Source organism: Roseovarius sp. E0-M6 (assembly GCF_037083845.1).
GTDB lineage: Bacteria > Pseudomonadota > Alphaproteobacteria > Rhodobacterales > Rhodobacteraceae > Roseovarius.
The window spans coordinates 214,474-235,955 of record NZ_JBAPLA010000006.1 but is presented as its reverse complement, the minus strand read 5'-3'; the positions used below and the strand labels follow the sequence as shown (position 1 = coordinate 235,955).

Genomic DNA, 21,482 nt, shown 5'->3' with positions numbered 1-21,482 from the left:
GACGTCTCTCTATCGCGCTTTGCGGCCAAGCGGAACGCCCCATTTCCACGCGCAATATGCCCGACTTCAGTCTGGCCATACAGGCCCCAAAACCTGTCCCCGGCCTTCTGTCGCGGCATTTGCCTTGCCGCACGCGGTATCCTACCAAGGCGCACATGCGGATCATCTCGCTCACTTCCGTTCCGCCGCGCTTTGGCGGGCTCGGGCCAGTGCTCGAAACCCTTACGGCACAGGGGGCGGACATGGTGATCCTCGCTCTGCCCGTGCGCTACACATGTTTTACCGGCCCGGTCACGCCTCCGCCACTGCCTGCGGGCGTGACACTTCTGCGCAGCGCCTCGGATCATGGCCCCATGACCAAGCTGTTGCCGGCGCGCGCCGCATACCCTGACGCACATATCGCGATCTGCGATGACGATTGCCTCTATGATCCCGGCTGGGTCGACGCGCTCTGGGCCACAGGCGGGCCGGGCGCCGTGGCAGGGTCGACCTTTCCGGTCTCGCGCCTCGGGCGCGCAGGGGGGCTTGTCGCACAAGGGTTCGCCGGGGTGCTGCTGCCGCCCTGCGTGTCGTTCGATGCCCCACCGTCCGACTGCCATATGGCCGATGACCTGTGGATTTCGGCCTGCCTCGCACAAGCGGGCGTACCCATCACCCCCTGCCCCGTGGCCCGCGACCATGTCAGGGCATTCGCGGCCCCGGCCCCCCTGCAAAACGAAAACCGCGCCGGCATCTATGCCCGCGCGGCGCATTGCATACATGAGACAACCGGCCTCTGGCCGCCGCTCACCTGAAAGGTCTCAAAGCGTTTCGCGAAACGCTTTAGTGAACGGTGACCGGCTCCAGATCGTTCTGACGCGCCAGAACAAAGGCCATGCCGCGTTCGCGCACAAGTGCCAGACGCTCGCCCTCGGCGCTGTGGACCGCATAGATGACTTTGTCATCGGGCAGTTGATCCTGCACCTCCTGCGGAAGTTCGCTCACCTCCACGGGCCGCACATAGGCGATGCGCGACTCGTCGTTCGTATCGAAATCAAATGGCGTATTCATGACTTGCTCCCCTTCTCGATCCTGATGGTCTGCACTACGGTTTCCGGCTCCGCGCGGGTCAGATCCACATGCAAAAGCCCGTTTTCCATCACCGCCGTGCCCACTTCGACCCCATCGGCCAGCACGAATGACCGCTGAAATTGGCGTGCTGCAATCCCGCGATGCAGGAAAATCCGCTCTTCGGTGTCGTCGCTTTGACGCCCCCGAATCACCAATTGACGATCCTCGACCGCGACCGACAGGTCATCCTCGCCAAACCCCGCCACGGCAAGCGTGATGCGATAGGAATTGGCCGATGTCTGTTCGATGTTGAACGGCGGATAGCCTTCGTTCCCGGATTTCGCGCTGCGCTCAAGCAGCCGTTCCAGTTGTTCGAAACCCAACATATAGGGGTGCGCCCCCAGGGAAAGCTTGGTCATTGACACGTCCTTCATCAAGCGACTGGTCTATTGTCGCGGCCCCTATTCAAGGCAGCCGCCTGACGACAATATGGGATGACACCCGCGCCCATGCAAGTCTCGACCATGCTCATGGTTGCCAACGGTTTGATTTGGAGAAACACAAGCGGCGCGGTATCTTGCGGAACCTGCACACAAGAGAATCAAGGGGGCCCAAGCCCGGCCATGACCGCTTTCGGTGACCTTTCGATGAAATCCGACGACGTGCTGCACGTCGAGCTTGAACAATTCCGCCGCCAGCATCGCGACCTGGACGAGGCGATCGCGGCGCTCGAGGACAAGGGCGCGCGCGATCCGCTGACCGTCAAGCGCCTGAAACAACAGAAGCTGCGCCTTAAGGACAGGATAAGCTGGATCGAGGACCGCCTCACACCGGATATCATCGCCTGACAGATGGCACAAAAGCGTCCGATCGCCCCTCAGTGGGCCTATCGCCGGGCGCTTGGATGGATTATCCATTTCACGCACAGCCCGCACATCTTGATATGCACGAAATGCTCTGAGTTTCTGGGGCTGGAACCCGCCAAAAGGATCGCTATAGTGCGCGCTCAAATAATGCGAGGCATCACATGGCAGACATCCGCGTGGGCATCATCATGGGAAGTCAATCCGACTGGCCCACGATGAGCAAGGCCGCCGAAATTCTTGACGCCCTCGGGGTAAGCTATGAGACGCGCATCGTCTCGGCCCACCGCACGCCGGACCGTCTCTGGGACTACGGAAAAACCGCCGCGGAACGCGGCTTGAAGGTTATCATCGCGGGCGCGGGCGGGGCGGCGCACCTGCCCGGCATGATGGCCTCCAAGACACGCGTGCCGGTGGTGGGCGTCCCGGTTCAGACCCGCGCACTGTCCGGCGTGGACAGCCTCTATTCGATCGTGCAGATGCCAAGGGGCTATCCTGTCGCAACGATGGCCATAGGTGAGGCTGGCGCGGCCAATGCCGGCCTCATGGCCGCCGGCATCCTTGCCACCTCCGACGCGGCGCTGGCCGACAGGCTCGATGCGTGGCGCGATGCCCTCTCGGCCTCGATCCCCGAGGAGCCCGCCGATGACTGACCGCCTCGCCCCCGGCGCCACAATCGGCATTCTCGGCGGTGGTCAGCTTGGCCGCATGCTCTCGGTCGCCGCCGCGCGGCTTGGGTTCAAGTCTTGCGTCTTCGAGCCCGGTGGCGATTGCCCGGCCAGCCACGTGGCAAATTACCATTTTCAGGCCGCATACGAAGACGATGACGCGCTGCGCCGCTTCGGCGAGGCCGTCGATGTGATCACCTACGAATTCGAAAACATCCCGACCTCCGCGCTCGACATCCTCGAATCCCTCGCGCCCGTGCGCCCGGGGCGCGAGGCCTTGCGCGTCAGCCAGGACCGCATCACCGAAAAGGATTTCCTGACCGGGCTCGGCCTTGCTACCGCGCCCTACGCCCCCGTTGATGACGCCCAAAGCCTCGCCTCCGCCATTGAGGCTGTGGGCACCCCCGCCATTCTCAAGACCCGCCGCTTTGGGTATGACGGCAAGGGGCAGGCGCGGCTCGCCGCCCCCTCAGACGCTCAAAGCGCACTTGAGGACATGGCCGGCGCACCCGCAGTGCTCGAAGGCTTCGTCGATTTCTCTCACGAGGTCTCGGTCATCGCCGCACGCGGGCTCGACGGGGCCGTCGCCTGTTTCGATCCCGGCGAAAACATCCATCGTGACGGTATCCTGCGCACCACCACCCTGCCCGCCCGCCTGTCCACGGCGCAACGCACCGATGCGGTGCTCCTCGCGGGGAAGATACTCAACGCGCTCGATTACGTGGGTGTCATGGGGGTCGAGCTTTTCGTGACACCCTCGGGCCTTCTCATAAACGAGATCGCGCCGCGCGTGCACAATTCCGGCCACTGGACCCAGAACGGCTGTGCGGTGGATCAGTTCGAACAGCACATCCGCGCGGTTGCGGGCTGGCCGCTTGGCGACGGCACGCGCCATTCCGACGTGGTGATGGAGAACCTCATCGGCAACGACATGGACCGCGTCCCCGAGCTTGCCGGTCAGACCATGACGGCACTGCATCTTTACGGAAAGTCCGAGGTCAAGCCGGGCCGCAAAATGGGCCACGTGAACCGGATCGTCACACCCGACAGGCCGTCCTGATCGCAAACGGCGGGGGACGACGCCGGCGCCCGATGGAAGCCGCGCGGGGCGACAATTCACATGGTCCGCCAAAGGGCTCAAAACAGGCCTCCCCCGCATCGCGGAATATGCCAAAACTCAACCGTTTATGGCCGTGTCGGACAGGACGGTGCGTGCGGTCGCGGCGGTCCGCGCCCCCTCATGCATCCACGAACCGCGCCGCGACATCGCCACTCATATAGCTGATGCGGCCCCCTGCGACGGTGGCCGCCACGCGCCATGTGCGCGGCTCGAGCACGACCAGATCGGCGCGCAGCCCCGCCACGATCCGGCCCCGGTCGCCAAGGCCCAGCACCTCCGCCGGACCCTCCGAAATCAGATCCCAAGCCGCCTTCATATCAAGCACGCCCGACCCCTCCAGAAGCTTCACCGCCCGGATCAGCGACGGGTAGTGATAATCCGAGGCCAGCGCGCTCACCTGCCCCATCATTACCCGTTCGGCGGCGCTCACGTTGCCGTTATGCGATCCGCCCCGCACCACGTTGGGCGCGCCCATGATCACCGGGTCGCCCGCGCCCCGGGCCGCCTCGACGGCCTGCCCCGTCTCGGGAAATTCCGCGATCCGCACACCCCGCGCGCGCCATGCCGCGTGCGCCCCGGCCTCGCGCGCGTCATGGCTCCCCATCAGAACGCTCCGCCCGGCCAGCCTCGCACAAAGCTCATCGAGCGCGCCGGGCACCTCGTCCATGCGGGCATGCATCTCCTTCATCATCTGCAAATGCAGTTCGGGATTGCGCCCGATCCTCAGCGCCTGTCCTGTCAGGCGCGGCGGCCGCTTGCCCTTCTCGAGCGCCTCATGCGGCAGATGATCGTTAAAGACGACATAGCCGATCCCATGCCGCGCGACGAGCTTTTCCATCGCCGCGTAATCCTCGAGCATCGCGATCTCGAAGCGCAGTTGCATCAGCAGCGCCGTCACCACGCGGGGCCGCACCTTGGCCACGCCGTCGAACACGCGCTCGGCAAACTCCGGCCCGCGCATCCCGCCTTCCCAGCTGTAGAACTGCGCCAGAACCGCACTGGTGATCCCGTTCGCGGCCAACTCCGCCTCGGCGGCGATCAGCCCCTCGTCGACATCTTTCATGGCCCCCCGGCGCGGTGCCAGATGCCGCTCGAACCCGTCGCCATGGATATCCACGATTCCCGGCAGAACCGCATAGCCGCTCAGGTCCACCTCGCGCCCCGGCGCATCCTCCACGATGCCGCCATCCACGATGCGCAGCGGCTCCGGCGACAGGCCGTCGGGGCCCAGAACCCCGGCCCCGGTCAACCGCAGATCAACTGCACTCATCGCGGCCCGTCCCAGAAAATGCTGCCAAGGTCGATCACGTCACCAAGATCAATTTCCGGGTCGAACGCCCCCATTTCAAGGAATTCCACGACCTGCGCGATCACCAAAGGGCTGTTCATCATGAACGTATGCGTCACCGGCAGCGTGATATGATCCGCCATGCCCGCGACGCGCGTCGACGCGACCGAAACCTTGCCGTCATCCGGCCCGTCTATGAGGGTTGAGTAATACGGGTTGAGCGACCGCGACCCCGCGATCACCCCCAGTTCGAAATCCACATCCGGCAGCCCCTCGGGAATACCCTTCGGCCCGGTCTCAAGCTGTGCGCCCGCCGGTCCGTTGATCCAACGGAAAAGCTCGAGCCCGCCAAGCTCGTCCACAAGTTGCGAGCCATGGTTGGGCGGGCCCATCATCACCACCCGGCCCAACTGCTCGGGCCGGTTGTCGCGCAACCAGTGGCGCAGCAGGATGCCCCCCATGGAATGTGTGACGAAATGCACCTTTCTTCCATCACAGCGGCGCACCGCACGCGGCAGCGTCTCACGGGCGAGCCGGTCGATATCTGCGCGCGTTGACCGGTATCCCGGAGAAACCACCTCATAGCCGCGCGCCTCAAGCGTCTCCTCCAGAAGCAGCATCGACGCCTCGGTGCGCGCCAACCCATGCAGCAGCACGACACAATCGGCGGCCACTGGCGCAGGCAGAAAGAACAGCATGAGGGCAAAGAGGCGTGTCATGCCGTTCGAAATAGGCGCAATCGCGCGGGTGCAAAAGACCCCTTGCGCACATGACGGTGCCAATGGGCCGAAATGTTCCGAAACGCCGCGTCGGCTCAGCCTTCCAGCGCCTCTTTTGCCTCGCGCCGTTTGCGCTTCTGCTCCATCACGATATCGCGCGGCACCCATGCATAGCGGGTGTCATCCCGCGTTTCATCCCAGAAAAGCGGCCCGCCTTTGCGCCACGGATCCAGAACGATGCCATCATACATGTCATCGCCCCGCGCGCTGATGATGGCGGTCGAATGTTCGATGCGGAAGGGATTGTCGGCATTGGCAATGGCCCGATGCATGACCAGCGTCTCGAACTGTTCATCCCGCAGCCGCCACTCCATGTCCTTGGCCCAGTGATAGCACAGGCCGCGCGGCTTGAGCCCCATATTGACCTTGGAGTTATGGACAAGCGGCGGATCCTCGATCTCATACTGAATGGCCAGATTGCGAGATTGCGCAAAGGCCACCTGAGCGGCACGGTCGGCCTCCTCGGGGTCCACATCCGGTCCAAGCGCCCGGATCGCGGTCGCCAGTTGGCTCACCTCGTCGGGCGTGGCCGTGACCGGCCCGCCGGGTGCCCCGCACCCAACAAGGAAAACCAGCGTCAGAAGGGACATGAGCCCCGCAAAACGTCGCACCATTCGACTGTCCTCACCTCGAAATTTCGGCGGAACTTAGCCGCGCCCGCGACACTTGTCGAGACACCGGCATCCTCACGAACGCGTGACCCTGACGCGCCCCCCGACCGAGAGCGCGACACCCCCCAGAACAAGCGCCCCGGCCAGAACAATGCGCAGGCTCGGCGCCTCGGCCAGAAGCACCATCCCCCCCGCGATCGCGATCACCGGCACGCTCAGTTGCGCGACCGCCGCGACCGAGGCCTGAAGGCGCGGCAAAAGCGCATACCAAAGCGCATATCCCAGCCCCGAGGCGACCGCCCCGCTCAGCACCGCCAACACCACACCTTGCCCGTCCCAGATCGTGTCGCCCGGCGCCACAAGCCAAAGCAACACACCCACCGGCGCGGCAAGTGCGAAATTCGCCGCCGTGACAGACAGGCCATCCGACGCCCCCCGGCCCATCAATGAATAAATACCCCAGCCGACACCGGCCGCGGCCATGCTCGCGCCGTGCCACAGGCTCACCGTCTGCGCCCCCGCACCGGGCCAAAGCAGCCAGACAAGCCCGGCAAAACTCACTCCCGCCCCGATCCAGCGCCGCGGCGGCAACACCTCACGCGCGGCCAGCGCGCCCATAAACATCGTGATCTGAACCATCCCGAACAGGATCAACGCCCCGAGCCCGGCATCAAGCGCGTCATAGGCCGCAGAGAAGCCATAGATATACAACAGCAGCGCGGCCACACCCACCGACTGCCCCGCATGGCCCAGCCGCAGACCGCCACGCAGCGCCATGCAAAGCACGGCCAGCATCACGGCCCCCGCCACAAGGCGCAGCGTGCCAAAGCTCACCGCATCCATGCCACCCCCCACCAGCGCCATGCGGTTGAGCAGGGAATTGGCCGCAAACGCGATCATGGTCAGCGCGGTCAACAGGAAAAGACGCATTCAGGGGCTTTCAGATGCAGGGCATTCAACTGGCCTCCACCACTGGCATATCCGTCCTCGTCTCGCCAGTCACATGTATGATACCGGTCGGCGCACGCACTCTGGCCCGACCGGCGCCCATGAGCGCCCTTATCGCCACCCGTGGCCGCAGCCTCGCGCGAAGTTTACCACTTGGCCCTCGTCAGATCACGGTTTCCCGCTAAACTCTTCCCCGATACGTGAACCCAAGGAGACTGCCATGACCACCCTCACCCGCCGCTCCATCCTTGCCTCCGCTGCTGCCATTCCACTTGCTCAGGTCGCGCGCGCGTCGGCCCCGATGCTGGGTGCCGCCGAACCGCGCTTTCACCGTGTCACACTGGGCGACATGGACGTTACGACGCTCCTCGCCGACACGCGCGTCGTGCCCAACCCGCACACGATCTTCGGCCTCAATGTCGATGACGCGGCCTTCTCCGAAACCTCGGAGGCGGCCAACCTTCCCACCGACACCTCGCGTTTCTTCTTCGCGCCCACCATCGTCAACACCGGCGCGTCGCTGGTGCTTTTTGACACGGGCACGAACGGGGCCGACATCGTTCTGGCGCTCGCCGCGGCGGGCTATACCCCCGATCAGGTCGATATGGTGATGATCACCCATATGCATGGCGATCATATCGGCGGCCTGATGACCGACGGCACCCCGACCTTTCCCAATGCCGAATATGCCGCCGGCACGGTCGAATACGAGGCGTGGGCGGCCATGGACAACGACCTGTTCAATGCGAATGTCCGCCCGCTGGCCGACAAGATGACCATGCTCGGGGATGGAGACACCGTCCTGCCGGGCATCACCGCCGAGGCCGCCTTCGGCCACACCCCCGGCCACATGACCTTCGCGCTGGAAAGCAGTGGCAAATCGCTCCTCGTCGCCGGTGATTTCGCCAATCACTATATCTGGTCGCTCGCCCGTCCGGACTGGGAGGTGAAGTTCGACATGGACAAATCCGCCGCCGCCAAGACCCGGCGTCGCATGCTCGACCGTCTCGCCACCGAGCGTATGCCGTTTATCGGCTACCACATGCCCTTCCCCTCGCTGGGCTATGTTGAGCGTGACGGCAATGGCTACACCTATGCGCCCGAAAGCTATCAGCTCTCAGTCTGACCGATCCGCACCGCGCAAGAGCCCATGCCCGTGGACTTTTCCCACGGCATGGGCGACAGTCCCGGGGCGCGCATTTCATCGAGCCCGGGACATATTTCCATGACACGTTTTCTGATCGCCTCTGCGCTCATTGGCGCGCTGATGACCACCACCGCCGCCGCGCGTGAGCAATATCAATGCATCGTGCAGGACTTCATCGGGTTCAGCGATGACATGGCCTTCAAGGCCAGCAACAAACGCAAGACATTCGACCTGACGATCGACAAGGACGAGATCATCGCCCTGTCCAAATCCCAAGACTTTGACGACAGCGAAAAGCACTACCGCATCCATGAACGCGACCTGCTCGACACGATCGCGCTTGGCAAGGAAGTTACCTCGGGCCTCGACAGCCTTGTCCTGCCCTCCAACCCCGAAGACAGGATCGACCGCAAAGGCCATTTCAACGCCACCATCGCCCTGCAATCGAGCTTCTACCTGAACACATGGCTTCTGCGCTGCACGCGCTGACGGCCCTTTCCCCACCCGCGCCGCTCTGCCATAATCGTCCCAACCAATAAAAGCAGAGCAGCCGCACATGTCTCAGGACCTTCTTTCCGCCAGCCCGGACGCCACCGACTACGACGCCGCCTCCATCGAGGTGCTCGAAGGGCTGGAACCCGTTCGCAAACGCCCCGGCATGTATATCGGCGGCACCGACGAGCGCGCCTTGCATCATCTCGTGGCCGAGGTGCTCGACAACTCCATGGACGAGGCCGTCGCCGGCCACGCCACGAGAATCGAGGTCGAACTGCACGAGGATCATTCCGTCACGATCAAGGATAACGGCCGCGGCATCCCCATCGACCCGCACCCCAAATTCCCCGAAAAATCCGCGCTCGAGGTTATCCTCTGCACCCTGCACGCGGGCGGGAAATTCTCGGGAAAGGTCTATCAGACCTCGGGCGGACTGCACGGTGTGGGCGCATCCGTGGTCAACGCGCTGTCGGATTCCATGGTCGTGCAAGTGGCCCGCAACAAGGAGCTTTACGAGCAACGCTTCTCGCGCGGCATTCCGCTCGGCCCGGTCGAAAAGGTCGGTCAGGCCCCCAACCGGCGCGGCACCACCGTGACCTTCCACGCCGACGAAGAGATCTTCGGCTCCCACCGGTTCAAACCGTCGCGGCTCTTCCACTCCATCCGCTCCAAGGCCTATCTCTTCTCGGGCGTCGAAATCCGCTGGAAATCGGCCATCGCGGATGGCGACACCCCGCAGGAGGCGACCTTCCACTTCCCCGGCGGCCTGTCGGACTTTCTGCGCGAAACCCTCGGCGGCGCCTCCACCTATGCCGAGGCACCGTTCGCCGGCACCGTCGACTTTCAGGAACGCTTCGGCACCCCCGGCAAGGTCGAATGGGCGATCAACTGGACCCCCTCGCGTGACGGGTTCCTGCAATCCTACTGCAACACCGTGCCCACGCCCGAGGGCGGCACCCATGTCATGGGGTTCTGGGCCGCCATCCTCAAGGGGATCAAGGCCTACGGCGAACTTGTGAACAACAAGAAGGCCGCGAACATCACCCGCGAAGACCTGATGACCGGCGGCTGCGCTCTGGTCTCCTGCTTCATCCGCGAGCCCGAATTCGTCGGTCAGACCAAGGATCGCCTCGCCACCACCGAAGCACAAAAGCTGGTCGAAGGCGCGGTGCGCGACCATTTCGACAATTGGCTGGCGAATGACACCAAATCCGCCGGTGCCATTCTTGATTTCCTTGTGCTGCGCGCCGAGGAACGCCTCCGCCGCCGGCAGGAAAAAGAGACTCAGCGCAAATCGGCCACCAAGAAACTGCGCCTGCCCGGCAAGCTTGTCGATTGCACCACCAGCACCCGCGAAGGCACCGAGCTTTTCATCGTCGAGGGCGATTCGGCGGGCGGCTCGGCCAAAATGGCCCGCAGCCGCGCGACGCAGGCACTCCTGCCGCTCAGGGGCAAAATCCTCAACGTGCTGGGCGCCGCCTCCTCGAAACTCGGCAGCAACCAGGAAATCAGCGACCTCACACAGGCGCTTGGCGTCGGGCTGGGCACGAAATTCAACCTCGACGACCTGCGCTATGACAAGGTCATCATCATGACCGATGCCGATGTCGACGGCGCGCATATCGCGGCACTCCTGATGACCTTCTTCTTTAGCCAGATGCGCCCGATGATCGACGCGGGCCACCTCTACCTCGCCTGCCCGCCGCTCTACCGCCTGACCCAAGGGGCCAAGCGCGTCTACTGCCTCGACGAGGCCGAGCGCGAGGCATGGCTCGAAAAGGGCTTGGGCGGCAAAGGCAAGATCGACGTCTCCCGCTTCAAGGGCCTCGGTGAAATGGACGCCAAGGATCTGAAAGAAACCACCATGGACCCCGCGACGCGCAAACTCATCCGCGTGACCATCGATGAGGACGAACCCGGCGAAACGGGCGATCTGGTGGAGCGCCTCATGGGCAAAAAGCCCGAATCGCGGTTCCAGTATATTCAGGAGAATGCAAAGTTCGCGGGGGAGTTGGATGTTTGAGTAGGAAGCGGAATCAACGCTCGCTCAGCGAGGTAGCACTCCAATTGCATTTGGAAACCATTCAAGCAAACCTTGCCCATTGCTGGATGGCTGCAAGGCTTTATGCTCGTCTAGAAGCGGTTAAAAAGCACAATGAATATCGGCTTGTCATTAGCAAAGTAATTGCTGATGCGCTCATAGCACATGTAGTTATGACAATGTCCCGCATTTGGGACAAGGGCTCAAACAACAAAGACTGTCTTTCTTTTCCCAACTTGGACCGGCGGGTTGATTTGACGTTAACTGACCAACAGAAAGACCGGCTCAAACGATTAGCAACTGACAAAACCATAACCACTACAAACGCCATTCGAGACAGTTTTGTGGCACACAGTCTTGGAAAGCCGAAGTGCAAAGCAGGACAACCAATACCCGGTAGTGACATCCAAGACTTAATAGAGCGTTGCCACAGTTTATTGTCCGATATTCACGCCTCTCATTTTGGTGAAGAATTCGGGTGGGGAGACTTTTATGAAGAACTCCAAAAATGGGAAACATTAATTGCGGACATTGAAGCGGATTAACCGACCTATGTCGAATAACGTTGCACATTTGGGAACCCTATAATTTTCGAAACTCTCCGCGCGGAATCAAGGCGCAGCACGGGCCGCCGCGCGATCGCCAGTCCTGGGCTCCGCCCGGTCGCAGGCGAAACGCTCCCCCGGAGCGTTTCCGGGACGCCTGCTCACGCCCCCGGCCCGGCCCTCGCGCGGCGTCCATCACCGTTGCCGGGCTGAAGCAAGCGTAGGGCGGGAAATCCTGCCCACCATGCTACCAACGCTCCACAGGCCCCCGTGACCTGCTGCCTTCGCTCAACACCCATCGGTGGGCAGATTGCCCACCCTACATACCCACCACTCCCCGCGCGACGTCCACACCGTTACCGGGCTGAAGCCCGGCCTACTCCTGCGATCCGTAGGGTGGGCAATCTGCCCACCATGCCCACAGCAAGCGTAGGGTGGGCAATCCTGCCCACCACTCCCCGCGCGGCGTCCATCACCGTTGCCGGGCTGAAGCCCGGCCTACGCCTGCCCCCGTAGGGTGGGCAATCTGCCCACCATTCCGACGCGATGCCCCATCCCGCCCCACCGACCTGAGGCCCCACCGAACGCCCCGGTCACACATCCCCCGACTCGCCCTGCACCGACGTGATACATACGTGGATACCGACGTAATACCGACGTGCAGGGCGGCCCGTTAACCAGTCGCGTGACCGGCGCGGGCGCAAATCCCTCTCGCACCGTCCCCAAACCCTTGGTAACGTCGCCTCATGCGCCTTGCCCTGATCCTGCTTTGCCTGCTTGCCGCCTGTGGCCGTCCGCTCACTCCGGCGGAAAAATCCTTTGCAAAACAGATACATGGAGACACGATCACCACGCGCAATGTGCGCTTCGTGGTCGGCGCGCCCGTTGATGCGGTCACCTATACGCGCGACAAACGCCCGCGCCTCGCCTGCCGCGAGCGCATCTTGCCCGAGCCCGAGACCGACACCATCACCGTGGCCCCCGCCGCCGTTGCGCTCTATAACCGTATATTTTACGCTAAACCCTACTATCTAAAGGATTATTTGCGCGGCTACCCGAATCAAATGGGCCTAATCGAAGCGATGTTTTTCGCCCATGAGATGACCCATGTCTGGCAATGGCAGAACCGCGCCATCACGGGCTACACGCCCTACCGCGCCTCGCGCGAACATCGCGGCGGCGCCGATCCTTATCTCTTTGACATTAATACGAAAACCCGGTTCCTCGATTACTCCTACGAACAGCAGGCCAGCATTGTCGAGGAATATGTCTGTTGTGCCACGCTCGATGCCAAAGCCCCCCGCACAGACCGTCTCCGCAGTCTGATCCGGGGGGCCATGCCCTTGAAAACCCTCCATATTCCGGACGAGGTTTATCTGCCATGGGACGGTGTAGAGACCGAGGGCATCTGCCGTTAAAGCTCGGGCGGCACCCGCTGAATGCTTTCCAGATAAACCAGCAGCGCCGCGAGCGGCCGTGGTGTCGGCGTCATGCGCCCGTCCCCCACATCAAGCGGCACCGTATCCCCTTGTAATAGCGCACCAAATTCCGGCATTTCGTGGCCCGGAAGGCCGGTCCGGTCATAGCCGTCGATGATGCTGAGCACGCGCGCCCGATCGAACTTGCCCTCCTCCGAAAGCCGGGTCAGATCCGCCGGCGCGGGCTCGATCATCTCGGCCCACGGCCCGTCTCCGGTTCCCTGCGGCCCATGACACGACGCACAATTCTCGACATAAAGCGCCCGGCCCTCTGGAGGCTCGGGCATCGACACATGCGCGCAGGCAACAAGCCCCACCCCTAAAATCGCGAATGAAATGAATGACTTCATGCCTGCCTCCCTGATGTTATCCGGGGTCATTCTGACGCGCTGCGCCGCCCCGCGCCTTGATCCATCACAAACCGGATGCGCAGGTCAAGTGAGCTCCCCCGCGAGACCCTTGTCAATAAGCGCGATGGTCTCGTCGATCCCGTAAAGCGCGATGAACCCGCCAAAGCGCGGCCCCTGGCTCGCACCGAGCAGCACCTCGTAAAGCGCCTTGAACCAATCGCGCAACGGGTCAAACCGCTCCCGTCCGCAAGCAAAAACAAGGCTTTGCAGCTCTTCGGGGTCCGCAGGCCCCTCCCACGCAACAAGGCCCGCGCGCAACGACTCAAGCGCCTCGCGCTCCAGATCGGTGGGCGCACGGTAGGTTTTCGCAGGCTTAACGAAGTCATTATAAAATCTGACCGCATACCCCGCCGCCGCATCCAGATCGGGATGCGTCTCCGGGCTCGCTTCCGGCGCATAGCGGCGGATAAAGCCCCAAAGCTGATCCTTCTGCTCGGCCCCCGCGACCGACGCGAGGTTGAGCAACATCGAGAACGGCACGATCAGGTTGCTTTCGGGCACATTGCCGCCATGGATGTGCCAGACAGGGTTGTTGAGCTGCGCTTTTTCGTCCTGCCCAGGGAAGGCGCGCAATTGCTGATGATATTCGTCCATCGCCTTGGGGATGACATCGAAATGCATCCGCTTCGCCGTCTTGGGCTTTTGATACATGAAATAAGACAGCGACTCGGTAGAGGCATAGGTCAGCCACTCGTCGATGCTCACGCCGTTGCCGCTTGTCTTGGATATCTTCTGCCCGTTCTCATCAAGGAAAAGCTCATACGTGAAATGTTCCGGCGGGCGCATGCCCAGAACCCGGCAAATCCCGTCATAGATCGGCGTGTTGGTGGAGTGGTCCTTGCCATACATCTCGAAATCGACACCAAGCGCGGCCCAGCGCGCACCGAAATCGGGCTTCCACTGAAGCTTTACGTTGCCACCCGTCACCGGCAGGGTCCATTCGCGCCCGGTCTCGTCGTCGAAGGTCACGGTGCCGTCCTTGGCGTTGACCTCCTTCATCGGCACATAGAGCACGCGGCCCGTCTCGGGGTGGATGGGCAGGAAGATCGAATAGGTCTGCTGACGCTCCTCGCGCAAGCTCTTGAGCATGATCTTCATGATGTCGTCATAACGTTCCGCGGCGCGCAGCAGCACCTCGTCGAAGCGGCCCGACGCATAGAACTCGGTCGCCGAAATGAACTCGTATTCAAAGTCAAACGTGTCGAGAAACCGGCGCAGCATCGCGTTGTTGTGATCGCCAAAGCTTGCATGCGTGCCAAAGGGGTCCGGCACCGATGTCAGGGGCTTTTGCAAATGCTCGATCAGTTTTTCTGGATCGGGCACATTGCCCGGCACCTTGCGCATCCCGTCAAGATCATCCGAGAAACAGACAAGCTTGGTGGGAATGTCACTGATCAGTTCAAAGGCGCGGCGGATCATGGTGGTTCTCGCCACCTCTCCGAACGTGCCGATATGCGGCAGGCCCGAAGGGCCGTATCCCGTCTCGAAAAGAACGAATCCCTTCTCGGGCGGCACCTTCTCATACCGTTTGAGCACGCGGCGCGCTTCTTCAAAAGGCCAGGCTTTCGATTGCATCGCGGCGTCGCGCAAATCAGACATCGGGTCACTCCATATGGGCCATGCACCTTGCACGGCGCTCCCGGCTTACTATTGTCGGGGGGGCGAACAGTCAATATTCTGCACCGCAACATCGCTGTGCCACGAAAGGATTCACATGGCCGATATTCCCCACCCGCTCAGTCCGCAGGACTGCCTTGTCGCCGTGATGATCGCGGTGTCCGCCTCCGACGAGTCGATCCGCACATCCGAACTGGTCAAGATCGAGGTGGCGGTCAACAACCTGCCGATCTTCGCGAATTACGACCTGAGCCGCATGCGCCGCATGGGCGAGGTGGTGTTCGAACTCTTCGGTCAGGAGGACGGGCTTGACGCCCTCTTCGGACTGGTGCGTGACAACCTTCCCGAACGGCTCTTCGAAACGGCCTATGCGTTGGCCTGTGATGTGGCCGCCGCCGATGGCGCGCTTGCGGAAACCGAACTGCGGCTGCTCGAGGAAATCCGCTATGAGCTGAACCTCGACAGGCTGCATGCCGCGGCGATCGAACGCGGCGCCCGGGCCCGGCACCTGACGGTATGAGCGGCCTGCTTTCGCAACTGGCGCGGATCGTCGGGCCGTCCCACGTGCTGACCGGGACCGATGCGGCACGCTATGGGTGCGATTGGGCCGGACGGGATCAGGGAGCCCCGATTGCGGCTCTGCGCCCCGGAAGCACCAAAGAGGTTGCGGGCATCCTGCGACTGGCCAATGAAACATCTACGCCCATCGTGCCGATGTCGGGCAACACAGGTCTCACCGGGGGGACAAGCGCGGCCGGTGCCCTTGTCGTGTCGCTCGAGCGGATGAACGCCATCCGCGAGATCCGCCCCGAAGGCCGCGTCGCGGTGGTCGAGGCCGGGGCTATTCTCGCCTCGATCCATGACGCCGCCGAAGCACATGGCCTTATCTTTCCGCTCTCTTTCGGCGCGCGCGGCTCGGCGATGATCGGCGGTGCGCTCTCTACGAATGCGGGCGGCTCCAACGTGCTGCGCTACGGCAATACGCGCGATCTCTGTCTCGGGCTTGAGGCGGTGCTGCCCACCGGTCGGATCGTGACCCTCATGAGTCAGCTTCACAAGGACAATTCCGGCTATAATCTCAAGCACTTGCTCATCGGCGCCGAAGGCACGCTCGGGATCATCACCGCCGCGACATTGCGCCTTTTTCCGAAACCCCGCGCCTATGCAACGGCGATGGCGGCCACCCGCGACGTGAACGCGGCGCTTGCGCTGCTCAACCGCCTTCAGGAGGAAACGGGCCACGGTGTCGAGGCGTTCGAATACATGCCCGGCGGCTATATGGACACGTATCTTGCCCGGTTTCCCGACGCGCGCCCGCCCTTTGTGGACCGCCACGAGGTCAATATCCTGATCGAACTGGGCGCCACCGCCCCACAAGACGCACAGCCCTCCGAAGATGGCAGCCTGCCCGTGACAACGCGGCTGGAAGAGGCGCTGGCCGCCGCCTTCGAGCGCGGCGAAGTGCTTGATGCGGTCGTTGCCCAGAACGACACGCAGCGACAGGAGATGTGGGCCCGCCGCGAAGCCGCCGCCGATGTCAGCCGCGCCTACGAGCCGCTTGTGCATAACGACATTGCCCTCCCCCTCGACCGGATGCAGGAGTTTCTCGAAACGACCCGTGCCATCCTCGACCGTCACGATCCCGGCGCACTCACCCGCGACAGCTCGGTCGCGCATCTGGGCGATGGAAACCTGCATTTCGGCGTGGGCCTCACGACCGACGATCCCGACCTACACGAAGTGATCAACCGCGAGGTCGAGGACGCCGCCGTCGCCATGGGCGGCAGCTTTTCGGCCGAACATGGGATCGGACTCGAAAAACGCTCCGCCATGGCCCGATTCAAGGATCCCGGCGCGCTCGAGGCGATGCACGCGATCAAATCCGCGCTCGATCCGAATGGCATCCTCAACCCCGGCAAGGTGTTGCCGCCACGCTGACCCCACAGGCTCCACATCTCGTTCAACCCGGGGGTTCGAGTATCTGAAGAACATTGAAAACAAGGCGCGCGCTCGACTTTCACCTTTCTTCAAATACTCAGAATCCCGGCCTCGAAGCTTGCCTCACGTTCGCCAGTCGAAAAACCCCGGCCCCGCCTGCGCCAGCATGTCGCGGGCCATCTCGCGGCCAAGTTCGGCCCCGTCCTCGACCGGCGCGTTGCGATCGTCGGCGATGCGTTCGCTGCCATCGGGCCGCAGCACTTCGCCCCGCAGACGCAGCGTTCCGCCGTCCAGCGTCGCAAGCCCGGCGATGGGCGTCTCGCACGACCCGTCGAGCGCGGCAAGAAAAGCGCGCTCCGCGGCAAGCTGCTTGCCCGTCTGTGCGTCGTGAATGGCCGCAAGCATGTCGGCCATCCGCGCATCGCCACGGCGGCGCTCGATCCCGATCGCCCCCTGCGCGAGGGCCGGCAGCATCTCTTCCGGCTCCAGCGGACAAAGCGCCACATCCGCCTGGCCAAGCCGATTGAGCCCCGCCATTGCGAGGAACGTGCAGGCCGCCACGCCATCGGCCAGTTTGCGCAGCCGGGTCTGCACGTTACCGCGAAACTCGACCACTTCCAGATGCGGATAGGCCACCAACACCTGTGACCGGCGGCGCAGCGATGAGGTGCCGACCTTCGTGCCCGCCGTCATCTCGTGCAGGCGCTCGCCCCCGGGCGAGACGAACGCGTCCCGCACATCTTCACGCGGAAGGTAGCAGTCGATGATCAACCCCTCGGGCTGAAGCACCGGCATGTCCTTCATCGAATGCACCGCGATGTCGATCTCGCCATCCAGCAGCGCCTGTTCGATTTCGCGGGTAAAAAGGCCCTTGCCGCCGATCTCTTTCAAGGGGCGGTCGGTGATCCGGTCGCCTGTCGTGGTGATCACCACGATCTCGAAGGCCGCATCGTCAAGGCCAAACGCGGCGGCCAGCCGCGCACGCGTCTCATGCGCCTGCGCCAGCGCCAGAGGCGAGCCGCGTGTGCCTATCTTAAGGGGGGTCTCGGGGGTGGGATGCGTCATTGTCATGCGCCTTCATTATGCCGCACGCCACGGCGAAGCAAGCCACCCGCTCTTGACATTGCCGCGCCGTGGCGGGACCACAGGCGCGCGCAGCCAAGGAGTGAGCATGGCCCAGACGAAACCCCTTCTTCGTGCCCTTGCGGGTGAAACGCTTCCCACCCCGCCGATCTGGATGATGCGGCAAGCGGGACGCTACTTGCCCGAATACCGCGCCACCCGGGCCGAGGCGGGCGATTTCCTGTCGCTCTGCTACAATCCCGACCTCGCAACCGAAGTGACGCTTCAGCCGATCCGCCGCTACGGGTTCGATGGGGCAATCCTGTTTGCCGACATCCTTCTGGTGCCACAGGCGCTGGGGGCCGACCTTTGGTTCGTCACCGGAGAAGGACCGCGGCTTTCGACAATCACCGACAGCGCCGGGCTGGCGGCGCTCAGGCCCGCGGCTGATATTCACGAAACTCTCGGACCGATCTATCAGACCTTGCGCAACCTTTCGGGCGCTTTGCCGCCCGAAGTGGCGCTGATCGGTTTCGCCGGGGCGCCTTGGACCGTGGCGACATATATGATCGCCGGGCGCGGCACCAAGGATCAGGGCCCGGCCCACGCGCTCAAATCACAGGATCGTGCCACGTTCGAAGGTCTCATTGATCTCGTGACCGACGCCACGATCGAATACCTCTCCGCCCAGATCGACGCGGGCGCCGAGGTGGTCAAGCTTTTCGACAGTTGGGCGGGCTCTCTCGGGGCCGCGGATTTCGAAGCCTACGCGCTCGGCCCGGCCAATCGCATCATCGCCGCCCTGAAGGAGCGCCACCCCGACACCCCTGTCATCGCCTTCCCGCGCGGCGCGGGTGCCGCCTATGAGGGGTTCGCCCGCGCCACGGGCGCCGATTGCGTCGCGCTCGATGACGGGGTCAGCCCAGAATGGGCCGCCCGCCACGTGCAGCCCGATGGCTGCGTGCAAGGCAACCTTGCCTCCTCGCACATGGTCACCGGCGGCGACGCCCTCGTGTCCGAGACCCGCCGCATCGTCGAGGCCCTCTCGGGCGGGCCGCATATCTTCAACCTCGGGCATGGCATCACCCCGGACGCCGACCCCGACAACGTGCAGCGCATGATCGACGCGGTGCGCAATGATCAGGAGCCCGCGAGCTCATGACCCAGATCATCCGGACCTTCGCCGAGATTTCCGATCGTTACGACGCGCTTTTTGTCGACCTCTGGGGCTGCATGCATAACGGCGTCGATGCCTTCCCCGAGGCCGTCGCCGCTATGCAGACCTATCGCGAGGGCGGCGGCACCGTCGTGCTCGTCACCAACTCGCCCAAGCCGCGCAAGGGGGTCGAGGCTCAGCTTGCGCAATTCGGCGTGCCGCAAGACGCCTATGACGCCATCGCCACCTCGGGCGATTCGGCGCGTGCCGCGATGTTTCGCGGCATGGTGGGGCAAAAGGTCTGGTTCATGGGCGAACCCGCCCGCGACGAAGGTTTTTTTGAACCGCTCGAGGTGATCGAGGATCCCGTGGATATCGAACGTGTGGACCTGAAGGAAGCCGAAGGCATCGTCTGCTGCGGCCCGTTCGACCCGCTGGCCGACCCCGAGGTGAACCGGCCCGAGTTTCTCTATGCCAAGCAGAAGGGGCTCAAGCTCCTTTGTGCCAACCCCGACATCATTGTCGACCGCGGCGATGTCCGCGAATGGTGCGCCGGCGCGCTCGCGCGGCTCTATACCGAGATGGGCGGCGAAAGCCTCTATTTCGGCAAACCTCACCCGCCGATCTACGACCTCGCCTATCGCCGCCTCGCCGCGCTCACGTCGAATGTGGATCGGTCCCGCATCCTGTGCATCGGCGATGGCGTTCATACCGACGTGATGGGCGCACAGGGCGAAGACCTCGATTCGCTCTTCATCACGGGCGGTCTGGCGGCCACCGACACGGCCACCACGGATCAGCCCGACAAAGCCGCGCTTGAAGCGTATCTGGCCCGCGAAGGGGTCAGCACCACATACTCCATCGGGCGGTTGCGGTAGGGGCAAGGCACCTCACATCGGCTGTGCCGATGCCCTTCCCGCAAAATCGGGCTTGATTTTCTGCGACTGCAAAGTAATAAAGTTGCCAACACCGGGGCACACATGTCCTGAAAATTACATCACCATGACCGGAGAGGGTGAGATGTTGGACAACCTGCCGCGCGGAACCATCACCATCGAAGAGATCGAGATGGGCATGGTGCGCCATGTGCAAAAGGTCGTGACCGATGAGGATATCGAGATGTTCGCGCAGGTCTCGACCGACCGGAACCCGGTGCATCTGGACGATGACTATGCGCAGGACACGATCTTCGAAGGCCGCATCGCGCATGGCATGCTGACCGCTGGCCTGATCTCGGCTGTGATCGGCGAACAGCTTCCGGGCCACGGCACGGTCTACATGGGCCAGACGCTCAAGTTCCTTGCCCCCGTGCGCCCCGGCGACACCGTCCGCGCCGAGGTCGAGGTGACGGGCATCGACTATGCCAAGCGTCGCGTGCAGCTTGATTGCCGCTGCCTCGTTGGGGGTAAGAAGGTGCTCATCGGTGAGGCCACGGTCCTCGCCCCCACGGCCAAGTTCGACTGAACCAAAGGATGCCGGGCTAAAGCCCGACCTACATCAGCGTCACCTGCACGAACCGGATGGAACCGGACGTAGCCCGGGCGTAGGCCGGGCTTCAGCCCGGCCCCCCTGCCATTCCTCCCCCCAAAGATCAGCTTAGATCAGGCTCGGTCGCCTTGAACGACTCGATGCCCTGCATCGCCTCCCACCAGCGCGCAATTTTCTCACCGCTCAGGAGTTTTTCCGCCTCGGGCGTCAGCGACACATAGAACGCGATCGGCCCCAGCAGGTAATCCGCCATCGTAGGCTCGGCCCCACAGATGAACGGATCGGCGCAGTCCATGAGCAGATCGGTCAGCTTGCCGCTCTCCTCGATGCTCTTGGCCAGCGCGTCATCGTCCTGTCCGCCGATAAGATCGGGAAAGAGATGATACCCCGCCGCACCGATCATCGCATCATAGCCATAACTGTTGATGAGCGAGATTGCTTCATTCATCTTGGCGCGCGCCTTGGCATCCTGTGGCACGCGGCTTTCGCCTTTGCCCGTCTCGTCGAGATATCGGCAGATCGCGTCGCTCTCGCGCAGGCGCATCCCGTCGATGTCCATGACCGGCACCTTGCCGAACGGGTGCCGTTTGAGGTGTTCAGGCTGGCGCGGCTCTCCTTCCAATACGTTCACATGCACCTGATCATAGTCGATGCCGTTTTCCTGCAAGAGCATTCGCACCGTGCGCACATAGGTCGAGCCGTCAAATCCATAAAGCGTGGGCTTATCTGCCATCCAGTCGTCCTTTCGTTTCCTCAGAAGTGGTCTCTGAGAAAGCTA

At 63.1% G+C, this 21,482-nt stretch carries 24 protein-coding genes; 14 read left to right on the top strand and 10 right to left on the bottom strand.

Going from position 1 to position 21,482, the window contains the following annotated elements; all coding sequences use genetic code 11:
• Nucleotides 1-56 precede the first annotated feature (56 nt).
• Nucleotides 57-794: a hypothetical protein gene (locus V8359_RS15285; RefSeq protein WP_336429919.1), complete on the top strand. Its 738-nt coding sequence runs from the start codon at nucleotides 57-59 to the stop codon at nucleotides 792-794.
• Between the two features lie 28 nt (nucleotides 795-822).
• On the opposite strand, the gene V8359_RS15280 is transcribed toward V8359_RS15285, so the two are convergent.
• A complete protein-coding gene (locus tag V8359_RS15280) occupies nucleotides 823-1,050 on the bottom strand; it encodes a DUF1150 family protein (protein ID WP_336429917.1) in 228 nt (75 codons plus the stop codon).
• A complete protein-coding gene (locus V8359_RS15275) occupies nucleotides 1,047-1,469 on the bottom strand; it encodes an Hsp20 family protein (RefSeq protein ID WP_336429916.1) in 423 nt (140 codons plus the stop codon). The genes V8359_RS15280 and V8359_RS15275 overlap by 4 nt, the downstream gene beginning before the upstream one ends.
• Before the next feature lie 204 nt (nucleotides 1,470-1,673).
• Here V8359_RS15275 and V8359_RS15270 point away from each other — a divergent pair, with 204 nt between their 5' ends.
• From V8359_RS15270 to V8359_RS15260, 3 genes are all read left to right on the top strand, one after another.
• Nucleotides 1,674-1,898, top strand: coding sequence for a YdcH family protein (locus V8359_RS15270; protein WP_336429914.1), 225 nt, complete (start codon nucleotides 1,674-1,676; stop codon nucleotides 1,896-1,898).
• 179 nt (nucleotides 1,899-2,077) lie between these two features.
• Entirely contained in the window at nucleotides 2,078-2,566 is a 489-nt protein-coding gene (gene purE / locus V8359_RS15265; RefSeq protein WP_336429913.1) for a 5-(carboxyamino)imidazole ribonucleotide mutase, read from the top strand.
• Nucleotides 2,559-3,641 (top strand): 5-(carboxyamino)imidazole ribonucleotide synthase, encoded by a 1,083-nt coding sequence (locus V8359_RS15260; protein WP_336429912.1) that lies wholly within the window; start codon nucleotides 2,559-2,561, stop codon nucleotides 3,639-3,641. Before purE ends, V8359_RS15260 begins: the two co-directional genes overlap by 8 nt.
• Nucleotides 3,642-3,819: 178 nt before the next feature.
• Here V8359_RS15260 and V8359_RS15255 read toward each other — a convergent pair whose 3' ends face one another.
• From V8359_RS15255 to V8359_RS15240, 4 genes are all read right to left on the bottom strand, one after another.
• Nucleotides 3,820-4,971 carry an alpha-D-ribose 1-methylphosphonate 5-triphosphate diphosphatase gene (locus tag V8359_RS15255; protein ID WP_336429911.1) on the bottom strand — a complete coding sequence of 384 codons (1,152 nt, stop codon included), beginning with the start codon at nucleotides 4,969-4,971 and terminating at the stop codon, nucleotides 3,820-3,822.
• Nucleotides 4,968-5,708, bottom strand: coding sequence for an esterase/lipase family protein (locus V8359_RS15250; RefSeq protein ID WP_336429910.1), 741 nt, complete (start codon nucleotides 5,706-5,708; stop codon nucleotides 4,968-4,970). The genes V8359_RS15255 and V8359_RS15250 overlap by 4 nt, the downstream gene beginning before the upstream one ends.
• Before the next feature lie 95 nt (nucleotides 5,709-5,803).
• The gene (locus V8359_RS15245; protein WP_336429909.1) at nucleotides 5,804-6,382 is read right to left on the bottom strand and encodes a hypothetical protein; all 579 of its coding nucleotides are present in this window, start codon (nucleotides 6,380-6,382) and stop codon (nucleotides 5,804-5,806) included.
• Nucleotides 6,383-6,454: 72 nt separating this feature from the next.
• Nucleotides 6,455-7,309 (bottom strand): DMT family transporter, encoded by an 855-nt coding sequence (locus tag V8359_RS15240; RefSeq protein WP_336429908.1) that lies wholly within the window; start codon nucleotides 7,307-7,309, stop codon nucleotides 6,455-6,457.
• 238 nt (nucleotides 7,310-7,547) lie between these two features.
• Here V8359_RS15240 and V8359_RS15235 point away from each other — a divergent pair, with 238 nt between their 5' ends.
• From V8359_RS15235 to V8359_RS15215, 5 genes are all read left to right on the top strand, one after another.
• Nucleotides 7,548-8,453 carry an MBL fold metallo-hydrolase gene (locus V8359_RS15235; protein ID WP_336429907.1) on the top strand — a complete coding sequence of 302 codons (906 nt, stop codon included), beginning with the start codon at nucleotides 7,548-7,550 and terminating at the stop codon, nucleotides 8,451-8,453.
• A 99-nt stretch (nucleotides 8,454-8,552) separates the two neighbouring features.
• Nucleotides 8,553-8,963 (top strand): hypothetical protein, encoded by a 411-nt coding sequence (locus V8359_RS15230; RefSeq protein ID WP_336429905.1) that lies wholly within the window; start codon nucleotides 8,553-8,555, stop codon nucleotides 8,961-8,963.
• A 67-nt stretch (nucleotides 8,964-9,030) separates the two neighbouring features.
• A complete protein-coding gene (gene parE / locus V8359_RS15225; RefSeq protein WP_336429904.1) occupies nucleotides 9,031-10,992 on the top strand; it encodes a DNA topoisomerase IV subunit B in 1,962 nt (653 codons plus the stop codon).
• 44 nt (nucleotides 10,993-11,036) lie between these two features.
• A complete protein-coding gene (locus V8359_RS15220) occupies nucleotides 11,037-11,555 on the top strand; it encodes an AbiU2 domain-containing protein (protein ID WP_336429902.1) in 519 nt (172 codons plus the stop codon).
• A 746-nt stretch (nucleotides 11,556-12,301) separates the two neighbouring features.
• Complete coding sequence (locus V8359_RS15215) at nucleotides 12,302-12,973, top strand: hypothetical protein (RefSeq protein WP_336429901.1); 672 nt, start codon at nucleotides 12,302-12,304, stop codon at nucleotides 12,971-12,973.
• On the opposite strand, the gene V8359_RS15210 is transcribed toward V8359_RS15215, so the two are convergent.
• On the bottom strand, nucleotides 12,970-13,383 hold the full coding sequence (locus V8359_RS15210; RefSeq protein WP_336429900.1) for a c-type cytochrome: 414 nt from the start codon (nucleotides 13,381-13,383) through the stop codon (nucleotides 12,970-12,972). The genes V8359_RS15215 and V8359_RS15210 overlap by 4 nt on opposite strands.
• 84 nt (nucleotides 13,384-13,467) lie before the next feature.
• A complete protein-coding gene (locus V8359_RS15205; RefSeq protein ID WP_336429899.1) occupies nucleotides 13,468-15,042 on the bottom strand; it encodes a lysine--tRNA ligase in 1,575 nt (524 codons plus the stop codon).
• Nucleotides 15,043-15,157: 115 nt separating this feature from the next.
• Here V8359_RS15205 and V8359_RS15200 point away from each other — a divergent pair, with 115 nt between their 5' ends.
• A complete protein-coding gene (locus V8359_RS15200) occupies nucleotides 15,158-15,580 on the top strand; it encodes a tellurite resistance TerB family protein (RefSeq protein ID WP_336429898.1) in 423 nt (140 codons plus the stop codon).
• Nucleotides 15,577-16,998, top strand: coding sequence for an FAD-binding oxidoreductase (locus V8359_RS15195; RefSeq protein WP_336429897.1), 1,422 nt, complete (start codon nucleotides 15,577-15,579; stop codon nucleotides 16,996-16,998). Before V8359_RS15200 ends, V8359_RS15195 begins: the two co-directional genes overlap by 4 nt.
• 123 nt (nucleotides 16,999-17,121) lie before the next feature.
• On the opposite strand, the gene hemC is transcribed toward V8359_RS15195, so the two are convergent.
• Complete coding sequence (gene hemC / locus V8359_RS15190; protein ID WP_336429896.1) at nucleotides 17,122-18,069, bottom strand: hydroxymethylbilane synthase; 948 nt, start codon at nucleotides 18,067-18,069, stop codon at nucleotides 17,122-17,124.
• A gap of 100 nt (nucleotides 18,070-18,169) precedes the next feature.
• Here hemC and hemE point away from each other — a divergent pair, with 100 nt between their 5' ends.
• The 3 genes from hemE to V8359_RS15175 all read left to right on the top strand — a co-directional run bounded on the left by hemE (nucleotide 18,170) and on the right by V8359_RS15175 (nucleotide 20,680).
• Nucleotides 18,170-19,222, top strand: coding sequence for a uroporphyrinogen decarboxylase (gene hemE / locus V8359_RS15185; RefSeq protein ID WP_336429894.1), 1,053 nt, complete (start codon nucleotides 18,170-18,172; stop codon nucleotides 19,220-19,222).
• Nucleotides 19,219-20,094 (top strand): TIGR01459 family HAD-type hydrolase, encoded by an 876-nt coding sequence (locus tag V8359_RS15180; RefSeq protein WP_336429893.1) that lies wholly within the window; start codon nucleotides 19,219-19,221, stop codon nucleotides 20,092-20,094. The genes hemE and V8359_RS15180 overlap by 4 nt, the downstream gene beginning before the upstream one ends.
• Before the next feature lie 142 nt (nucleotides 20,095-20,236).
• Nucleotides 20,237-20,680 (top strand): MaoC family dehydratase, encoded by a 444-nt coding sequence (locus V8359_RS15175; protein WP_336429891.1) that lies wholly within the window; start codon nucleotides 20,237-20,239, stop codon nucleotides 20,678-20,680.
• A 127-nt stretch (nucleotides 20,681-20,807) separates the two neighbouring features.
• On the opposite strand, the gene V8359_RS15170 is transcribed toward V8359_RS15175, so the two are convergent.
• Entirely contained in the window at nucleotides 20,808-21,437 is a 630-nt protein-coding gene (locus V8359_RS15170) for a glutathione S-transferase family protein (protein ID WP_336429890.1), read from the bottom strand.
• Nucleotides 21,438-21,482 lie beyond the last annotated feature (45 nt).

What these genes read in the sequence shown, in the direction of transcription:
- hemE (WP_336429894.1), top strand. Translation starts at nt 18,170, where the DNA reads ATGGCCCAGACGAAACCCCTTCTTCGTGCCCTTGCGGGTGAAACGCTT.
- V8359_RS15200 (WP_336429898.1), top strand. Translation starts at nt 15,158, where the DNA reads ATGGCCGATATTCCCCACCCGCTCAGTCCGCAGGACTGCCTTGTCGCC.
- V8359_RS15260 (WP_336429912.1), top strand. Translation starts at nt 2,559, where the DNA reads ATGACTGACCGCCTCGCCCCCGGCGCCACAATCGGCATTCTCGGCGGT.
- hemC (WP_336429896.1), bottom strand. Translation starts at nt 18,069, where the DNA reads ATGACAATGACGCATCCCACCCCCGAGACCCCCCTTAAGATAGGCACA.
- V8359_RS15280 (WP_336429917.1), bottom strand. Translation starts at nt 1,050, where the DNA reads ATGAATACGCCATTTGATTTCGATACGAACGACGAGTCGCGCATCGCC.
- V8359_RS15215 (WP_336429901.1), top strand. Translation starts at nt 12,302, where the DNA reads ATGCGCCTTGCCCTGATCCTGCTTTGCCTGCTTGCCGCCTGTGGCCGT.
- V8359_RS15285 (WP_336429919.1), top strand. Translation starts at nt 57, where the DNA reads ATGCCCGACTTCAGTCTGGCCATACAGGCCCCAAAACCTGTCCCCGGC.
- V8359_RS15245 (WP_336429909.1), bottom strand. Translation starts at nt 6,382, where the DNA reads ATGGTGCGACGTTTTGCGGGGCTCATGTCCCTTCTGACGCTGGTTTTC.
- V8359_RS15195 (WP_336429897.1), top strand. Translation starts at nt 15,577, where the DNA reads ATGAGCGGCCTGCTTTCGCAACTGGCGCGGATCGTCGGGCCGTCCCAC.
- V8359_RS15235 (WP_336429907.1), top strand. Translation starts at nt 7,548, where the DNA reads ATGACCACCCTCACCCGCCGCTCCATCCTTGCCTCCGCTGCTGCCATT.
- V8359_RS15175 (WP_336429891.1), top strand. Translation starts at nt 20,237, where the DNA reads ATGTTGGACAACCTGCCGCGCGGAACCATCACCATCGAAGAGATCGAG.
- V8359_RS15210 (WP_336429900.1), bottom strand. Translation starts at nt 13,383, where the DNA reads ATGAAGTCATTCATTTCATTCGCGATTTTAGGGGTGGGGCTTGTTGCC.
- parE (WP_336429904.1), top strand. Translation starts at nt 9,031, where the DNA reads ATGTCTCAGGACCTTCTTTCCGCCAGCCCGGACGCCACCGACTACGAC.
- V8359_RS15230 (WP_336429905.1), top strand. Translation starts at nt 8,553, where the DNA reads ATGACACGTTTTCTGATCGCCTCTGCGCTCATTGGCGCGCTGATGACC.
- V8359_RS15180 (WP_336429893.1), top strand. Translation starts at nt 19,219, where the DNA reads ATGACCCAGATCATCCGGACCTTCGCCGAGATTTCCGATCGTTACGAC.
- V8359_RS15255 (WP_336429911.1), bottom strand. Translation starts at nt 4,971, where the DNA reads ATGAGTGCAGTTGATCTGCGGTTGACCGGGGCCGGGGTTCTGGGCCCC.
- V8359_RS15275 (WP_336429916.1), bottom strand. Translation starts at nt 1,469, where the DNA reads ATGACCAAGCTTTCCCTGGGGGCGCACCCCTATATGTTGGGTTTCGAA.
- purE (WP_336429913.1), top strand. Translation starts at nt 2,078, where the DNA reads ATGGCAGACATCCGCGTGGGCATCATCATGGGAAGTCAATCCGACTGG.
- V8359_RS15240 (WP_336429908.1), bottom strand. Translation starts at nt 7,309, where the DNA reads ATGCGTCTTTTCCTGTTGACCGCGCTGACCATGATCGCGTTTGCGGCC.
- V8359_RS15270 (WP_336429914.1), top strand. Translation starts at nt 1,674, where the DNA reads ATGACCGCTTTCGGTGACCTTTCGATGAAATCCGACGACGTGCTGCAC.
- V8359_RS15170 (WP_336429890.1), bottom strand. Translation starts at nt 21,437, where the DNA reads ATGGCAGATAAGCCCACGCTTTATGGATTTGACGGCTCGACCTATGTG.
- V8359_RS15205 (WP_336429899.1), bottom strand. Translation starts at nt 15,042, where the DNA reads ATGTCTGATTTGCGCGACGCCGCGATGCAATCGAAAGCCTGGCCTTTT.
- V8359_RS15250 (WP_336429910.1), bottom strand. Translation starts at nt 5,708, where the DNA reads ATGACACGCCTCTTTGCCCTCATGCTGTTCTTTCTGCCTGCGCCAGTG.